The sequence below is a fragment of the Kitasatospora sp. NPDC085895 genome (assembly GCF_040702125.1).
GTDB lineage: Bacteria > Actinomycetota > Actinomycetes > Streptomycetales > Streptomycetaceae > Kitasatospora > Kitasatospora arboriphila.
Genome location: NZ_JBFBJY010000152.1, coordinates 1 through 9115, shown reverse-complemented (window position 1 = coordinate 9115; position 9115 = coordinate 1). Strand labels below are relative to the sequence as shown.

Genomic DNA, 9115 nt, shown 5'->3' with positions numbered 1-9115 from the left:
CGCGACTCCCACTCCGGGCTGAGTACGGCGTCGAGAACGGCCATCGCCCGGCACCGGTCACGGACGGTGGCGATGTCGGGGAGGCGGCGTGCGAGCTCGTGCATGGGTGCATTGAACACGGTGGCACCGCCACTCCGGTGGGCTCGGGTCACCCGGTGGGGGACCGGCCCTGAACGCCCCGGCCGGCCGGCCGAGAGCTGTCAGGCGGTGCCCGGGAAGGTTCGCGGGGGCGCGGCGGCAGTGACCTGGCGCAGAAGCACTGTCGGCGACACCGTGACGGCGTACCAGGTGTTCGCGCTTTCGTCTGCGGAGGGAGCCCAGGCGGCCACTACCGGGAGTTCGCAGTGGTCGCCGGCCTCCAGCGGGGGCAGCGTCCAGGACATGCCGTGGTAGTTGCCGAAGTCCACGCCCCAGGTGCTGATGGATCGGTTGTACACCTTGTCGATCAGCGTTGCCCATCGCCCGGGTACCTCGCCCGCGTGCGCCGCCCAGCAGATTGCCTCCTCGTCCTTACCGCCGATGGTGAGCCGGGTCTTCTCGTCCTCCACCGTGATCGCAGCCAGCGCCTGTCCCCCGTCCCACCCCGCGTCGGCATCCTCCGGAAGCCGCGCCGGCAGCCCCGCCGAGAACCTCACCCGTTCGAGCCGCGCAAGGGCGTCGATCCGCCAGACCCCCGCGTGGCAGTCGGTCAGCGGCCCCCAGGTTTCGGGGTCGAGCTCGGGATCGAACGGGGTCAGCAACAGCTCGACGTGGGCCGAGGGATGGGTCCAGCGGGCGATCGTGCGGCTGCCCGGCAGCTCGAAAAGCTCATCGGGCCGCGGCGAAAGGGGAGTGTCACCGATGGCCGTGTCGAAGGTCAACTGGCCGAACGGGGTGTCGACAGCCGGTCGGCCGACGGACCTCAGGCGGGCGCGCGGGACGGTGGGAAGCAGCACCGTCCCAGCGTACTGAGGCCTCTTCCCCCGGTGTTTGTCGGATCAGACCGACAAACACGAAGCGCGCGTCCATGCATTACGGGCCTGTCAAGATCCGCCGCCGGACAGAACCTAATCCGACGGGCACCTGCGTGGCCACTCAGTCCGCTGGTTATCGGCGGGTCCCGCCGAACGGCACACTCCGGGCGTGGACCGCTCACTGGTAGACAGGGATCCACTCCATGTCCCGGGTGCGTGAGGGCGCGAACGAGTAGTCGTTCGCGCCCGTGTCCCAATGGTGGCCGCGGCTGGCATCTTGCTCGTGCCAGTAGGCGAGCGTCCGCTGCACGGCGAGGGCTACCTGACGCTCCTCCCACGCCTGCTTCAGGGTCGGATCGTCGCGCAGGCTTGCCGGGGCCTCGTCACCGGAGCCCAGGAACCGGCGGCTGACGAGGGGCAGCAGCGGGATCGGTGACGGGTGGGCAACCTGTGTCGGCACCTGGATCCACTCGGACGGCGCATCAGCGCGCTCTGCCCCGTCCTCACGCGGCGCGGGATGCCGCTGGAGGTAGTCGGCGAGGTATGCAAGTGGTCGGCGAACGAACTGGCCTGTGGCAGTCCGGAGTTCCCGCGCGAGAGCAGACATGGTGGTGCCGGCCAGCAGCCGGCTGCGCAGGAGATAGGCCAGACGCCGAGGGCAGACTCCGACGAGCCACGCAACCTCGCTCTGGAGCTCTTGGGCGGCCCGGATGAAGTCCCGTGTGAGGCCCGGTGTGAGGCGCTGGTGCTGTTCGGTGGGCTGGGATCGGGTTTCGCGCGCGCGTACGCGCGTGTAGTTGAACTTCTCTTCTGCCTTAACTTCTCTCTTCAAAGCCAAACCACCACAGGAAGGGGGTGTCCTTCGCCCCGCGCCCGGGCGTGTCGCCTGCCGACGGGCCGCCGCCCTGGCCATGCGGACCTCGTGCCGGCGGCCGCGGTCGGTGACGGCCACCAACCGTGCCCGGTAGCCGGAGCCGGAGAGACGGCGGCCGTGCTCCTGGTCGTAGGCAGGCGGGACCACGAGGGCAAAGATCGTGCCGGTTGCCTTGTACGTGGTCGGCTGCTGCTCGGGAGCCCGCGTGCGCAGGACGTTGGCCTTCGAGCCGTGCTCCACCCATGCCAGAAGGCCCACTTCCCGCAGGACCCGTGTGTGGACCGCCACGCAGGCAACGGACACGCCAAGGGCTTCGGCGAGGGAGTTGCGGCCGTACCCGAGGTGACCGTGACGGTTCGCCTTGGCTGCGAGGGCTTCGGCGACACGCAGCGTGGTGGCGTTGGCCCTCGGGTGCAGGCCGGCGCGCAGTGCCCAGCGGACGGCGTTGAGGAAGTCGTCGGGTGAGGTGATGGCACGCGACTGGGTGGTGGCCGAGTCGTGGAGGGTGCGGTCGGTGATGAGCGCATGGTCTCCGCGCCGCGGGTGTCGGACTGTGGTGGTGTGGAGCGTTGGTGTGTGGTCGGGGTTACTGGTTTTGGGCAGCACGGTGCCGTCTGCCTGGGCATGCGTGATGGCGGGCTCCAGGAAGCAAGGAGGGTGTATGTCATCGAGCCGCGGCGCTTAGAGCGGGCCGAAGCGAGACAAAACGACATCGACGCGTGTCCTCTGCGGAGGCCACGCGTGCGGTCTATTCGGTTGTGGAGGGCATCACCTCGGTTCGGTCAGGTGGCCGGGTTCGGGCCTGTCAGGGCCTGCCGGCATTCGGCGGGGTGGGGATTGTGGGTAGTTCGAAGCCCTCGGGGAGTTCGTTGACCCAGGCGCCGATCGGGATGCGGACGGCGCAGAGGGGGCCGATCTCGGTGAGGATGACGAGGGCCTCGGCCATGGTGCGGCTGGTGCGGACGTCGTTGGGCATGAGCCAGAGCAGGGTGTCGGGTCCGAGCCCGGGGTCGGTGAGTGCGTCACGGGTGGCGCCGACGACGACGCTCTGCCAGATGGCGACGTCGCGGGGGGCGCTGCGGGAGCGCCGTTCTCCGGGCCAGACGATCTGGTCGGCGAGGGCGAAGACCCGCAGCACGATGACGTCCTCGCCGTCGAGTGCGTCGGTGTTGACGAAGCCGCGCTCGACCGCCTTGTTGACCCAAATGCGGTTGAGGTCAGCTGCCTTCGCCAGAGCTGCGGGTGTGATGCGTCTGGCCAAGACGACCTCGACTTTCCTGATGGTTGCGACCTATGGGGAATGTGGGGCGAGCCTATCGCAAACACATCCATCAGGTTGTCACGTCGCATCATCTCGGCGTGGCGCCCTGCCCGCTGAATGCCCGTAATTTCAGCATTTGCGAGCCTAGCTATCTGTTACGACGCATCAATCTCTACTGGGATGGCTCCATCCGTGCCTACCTGCATCCCTACCGGCGTGCATCAATCCGTCCACACGCCACTACCTGCATCCCTACGGAGATCCCTACGCCAAAAGCTTCCTGAATCCCTACAGACCTACCGGTCAACAGACCTGCCACCAGACCGATGCACCTACACAGATCTCTACAACCACTGCTCAGGGCATGTGTGAGGGCCCCAACCCTTTTGGGTTGGGGCCCTCACACATGCCCTACGACAGGAGAATCAGGCGAGCGGACCCTCATCGGCAAGCGCCGTCAGGAACAGATCCAACGCAGCGGAATAGACGTGCACGCCCGTCCGAGCACGGCCCACCATCCGCAGATCATTCGGCAGCTTCGACGCCACCTCGTACACAGCCGGACTCACACGATGGCTCGCCTGACGGCCGGCCGGAACATCACCCTCACGACGAATGAAGAACCCCTCAGCCAACGCCAACTGCGCATCAGTGTCCGCCGGAAGGTAGAGACGCATCGCAGCATCCACATACTGGGCGATGGTCAACTGCCGACCACTCGCCTCCCGGTCCTGCCCGACACGGGCCGACAACGACGCCACCAGGTCCGGGGCGAACCGGAACGGCAACGTTCGCCACTGGTTCTTGCCCAGCTTCAGATCCATCGTGCTCTCCGTCCACGACGTGAGCACCGCCTGCCGCGCAACCCCGGAAGCGGCACGACGACCGGACGACCTACGCTGCGCCCGCGCAGCACCCCCGGGGACCGAGACCGCCGAAGCCGCAGCCGACTCCTGCACAACCGGCGCGGCGCTTCCCGCGACCGACCGTTTGCCGACGGGGGCCGAGTCCGCTACAACGCCGTCGCCGGACTCGTCGTCCGCGGTGCTGGCGGCATCGGCCACGGAGGTAGCGTCTGCTGCCGGACTGCCCGGCCGGGACTCCGCTTCCGGCGGCTCGACCGTGACGGGAGACGGGGCTGCCTCGGGCTCGGGTGCGGGGAGCACCTGCTGCACCACGGGAGCGGCTGCAGAACCCTCAGCGGCCACAGGCGACTCGGACGGAGCGACAACGGCGGACACCGCCGACGCCACATCCGCCGACGCGACCGTCGGGGCGGCAACTGCGCCCTCGACGACGGGACGGGCGGGCTCAGGCACCAACTCGGACACGGAGACCGGCTGAGATGCCGGCTGAGCCTCCTCAGCCGGCACGGCCCGCGGCGCAAGCCACGGGTTCTCCGAAGCGGGAACGGCGGCCGGGGCAGCCGGCACGTCCTGCGGCGCCGCAGGTGCGGCCTGGCCGGCCACCGCGGGCTGCGCCGGTACCGTCGGGGGCACCGGTGCGGCCGTAACGGTCGCCGGCGAGGTTCCCGGGTGGTGCACGCCCTCGGACGCCGCAGCCTGCACCCCCTGGCCGACGAACGACCTTTCGACCAGCTCGTCCACGTCGCCGCCGAAGACGTCCGCCCCACGCTGCTGGCGGGCGGCCTGGGCGCGCGCTGCAGCGGCGGCGCGGCGCGCGGCAGGAGTCGTGGAGAGGCCGGCGACCTTCTTCTTCGGCTTCTCAGGCATCGACATCCTCGAGCGAGGCGGCGCTCGCGATCTCCCACTCGTCGGACGGAGTGTCGATCCGCTGGAGGATCTCCTCGACCAGGGCCGTGTACCGCTTGCCCGGAGCGTGGTTCGGGAACTGGACGACGACGGGGCCCGCCGGCCCGAAACAGTCCGAGATCCGCACGTCGCTGCGGATGTCGGTCTTGAACGGCTTGAGACCCGTGCTGACCATGCCGTTTATCACGAAGACGTCCTGTGCCGTCCACTTCGACTCGGAGTTCGAGTCGTTGAGCAGTACGCCGAGGAACTGGGGGGTGCACTCCCCCAGGGTCAGCTCGCCGACCTTCTCGACGGTTGGCTTGATGACCAGCGCGCCCTTGACCGTCTGCCGCTGCGGGTTCAGGACCGTGATCACGTAGTCCGAGGCCGCATAGGCGATCGCGTTGAGGGAGGACATCGACGGCGGGGTGTCGATGATGACGAAGTCCACGACGCCGCGCAGGTGCTCGAGGAGCATGCGGCGCAGGATCGGAGTGGTCGTGTACGGCTGGGTGATGAGCGCGTTCTGGGCCGCGGTCATCGTGCTCTCCTCCGAGGCGATGAGGAAGAGGCTGCCCGCGCCGTCGAACTCGTGCAGGATGTGGCTCTGGTCGAACATGATGTCCGTCAGGCGCTGGATCGGAATGCCCTGCAGCGCGTGCTGGAACGTCAGACCCAGCGAACGCAGGATCCGCTCCCCCTTCAGCTCGACTCCTATGGCCTCGCCGGCCTGAGCCTGCGGGTCGAGGTCGACGATCGCCACGTCGAAGCCCGCCATCGCGAGACGGGCGGCCACGTTGACAGTCGTAACTGTCTTCCCGATACCGCCCTTCTGACTCGCGATAGAGATCACGGTCATCGGCCGGTCCAGCAGGTCGCCGCCCTGTTCCTCGCCCGACAGCGCCTCGGCTGCCTGCTGATCGTCCGCCACAGTCTTTGCCTCTCGTGCTCATCTGCATTGATCCCGCCGCGTCGCAGCAGATACCTGCCACTCAACCCAGCCACCAAATCGGACATAAGGCCAAATTGGCCCATCAGTAGGCCGGTGAGGTGAGACCTCCAGGCCGATCGGCGGTCAAATTGTGCTACGACGCGACACGACAGTAGCAGGACTGTCCGACGGCGGAGGAGGGGTTTGCTCCCCCGCGTGTCATTAGGAGCACCGGACACGTCCACGCAGGGGAAGACAAGCACGACAAACAGCCCTGGCACAGCCGCATGCACACATCCGCGACGGCAAGCAGACATGCGTCCGTGCCGACGCAGACCTCTGCGTAGGTGCGAGCACCATCAAATCCATGCATCGACCGCACCGTGAACAGGCGGACGGGCGCGCAGACAGAACCCGACGTCCATGGATCAACAGGTACGTCCCGGCACGGGCGGATCCGTGACGACGTACGTCAGAGCATGAACAGGCGCAAAGGTCCGAGGGTGAACACAGACATATCTGCATGAGTGCTCACGTAGACCCTCACCGGCATACGAAGAAGCGCGGTGGAGCGAGTGCATGTACCCATGGCGAGATCCATGCACGGGTAAGCCATCACCGACCTGCATCCATACAAAGATGCCTACCGAGATCCATCCATCCATACATGGATCGATGCATACATCCCTACAGAGATGTCTACCTAACTACAAGCTTCCATACCTGTGCCACTACGAGAATACATATCTGTCTCATTACTCACTTACCTACCTAAACGCATACCTGTATCCATGCTGAGATGAATCCTCATCTCACTACTGGGCTCCATACTTGGCTACAAAGTTTCAGCCATATGTGTCTCGCTATATTCATCCCTACAAAGCTGCCTTCCGGCGGGACGCCGAACCCGAAACACTGCCTACTGGCAAAGCTACCGACATGCCTACAATCGGTAGGGGGTCGAGGTCGGCTCGTCCGGGCTCAACAGGGGCCTCCAGGCAGGTTCCGCATCCATACCTAGATCCATATAGGTATCAATACAACACCAGCTCACAGCCACAATGCCGAACGCCAGCCGATCGGCGCCGTCCACGCTGGCCAATCGCTCCCGCCAAGATCCACACGCGTCTCGACCACCTCCAGGCGCCGTACAATCGTCCAGAAAACCAACGGACAGGCCCTTCACAAAGCAGGCAACAGCGACCGTTCAGCCCGCGAGAGCTGGTCCAGAACTCCGCGAACACCACCCGTTTCAGCCATTCCCAGGCCCAGCTCCACAGCACACCCGGCAGCCTCAGGCAGGCCGCAGGCAGTCGGCAAATTCGGCGCTCGAGGGCGATGCTCAACGCGGTGGGTCGGGCCAACCCGGCGACACGAGCCTCCCCCAAGCACGTCTGCAAGCCGCCGCACTGCAGCCGCGAAGCAGTGATCAGACCCACGAACCAACGTCGATCCGGGTCTCAAACAATCGGCATACCGACGCCGCGAGCCACTGCGCCATGGCACGCAGAGCGATGCCATCGGCGGATGAACTGTCCGCGAACTCTCGATGCCCCGAGCCCCGCAGCGCAGAAGCACCGCTTCCACTGCATCCCCGCTGCCGCGGGACGGACAACAAACATGACCGAGCGCCCAGCGATCCAGGACAGCGCCCACCCCCGCTCCGCAACACGCCCACGAGGCCCGAAGGGGAACACGCCCGTGACCCAACAAGCCCTCAGGAGACCACCTGATGCAGCTCCGCCGACGCCGATCCTCACCCTCATGACGAGAATCAATAGGATCCAGGACCGGTCAGGAACAGGGCCGCAGCGGCCGCGCAACCCGCGCGACCAACCACATGAGGCACCGATTTGCGTGCCGACCTGTGCACCAGCAGACCGGAACGCCGCGCAACGTCTCCACCCCGCTACAGACACCTGTGCCGAGTACAGAAAGAGAGATAGGTCCGCACGAACGCGCCGGCCCGCAGCCTCGTGCGCCTTACACCCGCCCCCGAGGGCCCGAACCAGCGACTTCACACAGGCCCGCCGGGGGACCAGCACGGCCAGAGGTCAGACAATGGTCAGGTAACCGATCGGATGCACCGGCCGTCCTCAAGGCCAACGATTCGTTGCATCGACGGAAGTCAGGCGCCTCGCGGCTGCCTCCTGGGCAACTGTGCGCCTTCAGCCGTTCAGCAGGTCGAGCTTCGTGCATGGCAGCAGCCAACGACGGCTTGTGCCAGGCAGCCACACCGAAAGCAGCCCCTAATCCCGACCGCTCGGATCGTGGACAGCCCTGACCCACTGCACCTCAAACTCCTCGGGGCCGATCACGAACGGCACCCACTCGGGTCGTACCGATCAACCCACGGCGGGTTGAAGGGCCAGTCCTCCGGGGTGCTCCGGTACGCCATCCCGTCCTCGATGAGCTCGACCTGGCGGAGCCGCCGACCGTTGGGACCGACCTCCAGAAGGTAGACCGTCCGATCGTCGTCACCCTCCCAACGGCGACGCAGATACAGCTGATTCCACTCGGCCAAGGCGCCGAAGCCCAGCAGACCGCGCTGCCTCGGCGGCAGTTGATCGACGGCATGCGGTTCCGTGTCCGGACGGTGTTCCGTGGCGAGACGCCCCCGTCGACTACGGACCTTGGAGCCAAATCTACGACCTGTTCCGCCGATGGCAACGGAACGGCACCTGGCAGCGGATCCTCACCCAGCTCCAGTCCCTGGCCGACGCGAAGGGGGCGATCACATGGGACCTGAGCGTCGACTCCACGGTCTGCCGCGCTCATCAGCATGCGGCCGGCGCCCGCAAGCACGGCGACCTGCAGAAGGAGCCACCGGGCGGCATCTTCACCGAGCCAGCGACCATGGGCTGGGAAGATCGCGCGGCAGGTTCACCACCAAGCTCCACCTGGCAGTGAAGCAGGGCCAGAAGCCCATGTCGATCGTGGTGACCGCGGGGCAGGGCGGGGACTCGCCGCAGTTCGAAGCCGTGCTGGAGAAGGTCCGCGTACCCCGCATCGGACCGGGTCGGCCACGGGTTCGCCCCGATCGCGTGCGGGCGGACCGGGCCTACGCCTCCCGCAAGAACCGCACCTACCTGCGCCGCCGCGGGATCCGCTGCACCACCCCGACAAGGCCGACCAGGCGCGCAACCGCCCAAAGCTCGGCTCCCGCGGCGGCCGGCCGCCGAAGTTCGACAAGGCTGACTACCGTGAGCGTCATGCAGTCGAATGCGGCATCAACCGCCTCAAGAGACACCGCGCTGTCGGTGAGGTCGACTCGGGGCGCCCTGCTGGTGTCTCCACCAGTGGGTTTCCCCGAGCCGCCTCCCGAACCCGGCGTGCCCGTCT

The 9115-nt window shown here is 66.9% G+C and carries 6 protein-coding genes and 1 pseudogene; 2 read left to right on the top strand and 5 right to left on the bottom strand.

Annotated features, from left to right (window positions below; translation table 11 throughout):
• Positions 1 to 200: 200 nt before the first annotated feature.
• The 5 genes from AB0442_RS40690 to AB0442_RS40670 form a co-directional block, all read right to left on the bottom strand.
• Positions 201 to 935: a hypothetical protein gene (locus AB0442_RS40690; RefSeq protein WP_366168567.1), complete on the bottom strand. Its 735-nt coding sequence runs from the start codon at positions 933 to 935 to the stop codon at positions 201 to 203.
• Positions 936 to 1131: 196 nt separating this feature from the next.
• Positions 1132 to 2433 (bottom strand): hypothetical protein, encoded by a 1302-nt coding sequence (locus AB0442_RS40685; protein ID WP_366168565.1) that lies wholly within the window; start codon positions 2431 to 2433, stop codon positions 1132 to 1134.
• 199 nt (positions 2434 to 2632) lie between these two features.
• Entirely contained in the window at positions 2633 to 3088 is a 456-nt protein-coding gene (locus tag AB0442_RS40680; RefSeq protein WP_366168564.1) for a hypothetical protein, read from the bottom strand.
• A gap of 425 nt (positions 3089 to 3513) precedes the next feature.
• A complete protein-coding gene (locus AB0442_RS40675; RefSeq protein WP_366168563.1) occupies positions 3514 to 4821 on the bottom strand; it encodes a hypothetical protein in 1308 nt (435 codons plus the stop codon).
• Positions 4814 to 5773 (bottom strand): ParA family protein, encoded by a 960-nt coding sequence (locus AB0442_RS40670; protein WP_366168562.1) that lies wholly within the window; start codon positions 5771 to 5773, stop codon positions 4814 to 4816. Before AB0442_RS40670 ends, AB0442_RS40675 begins: the two co-directional genes overlap by 8 nt.
• 2640 nt (positions 5774 to 8413) lie before the next feature.
• Here AB0442_RS40670 and AB0442_RS40665 point away from each other — a divergent pair.
• Positions 8414 to 8683, top strand: a pseudogene (locus tag AB0442_RS40665) (hypothetical protein); the annotation flags it as partial.
• The coding region (locus AB0442_RS40660; protein ID WP_366168561.1) for a transposase at positions 8680 to 9115 on the top strand (436 nt) is incomplete at its 3' end. The pseudogene AB0442_RS40665 and the gene AB0442_RS40660, both read left to right, overlap by 4 nt.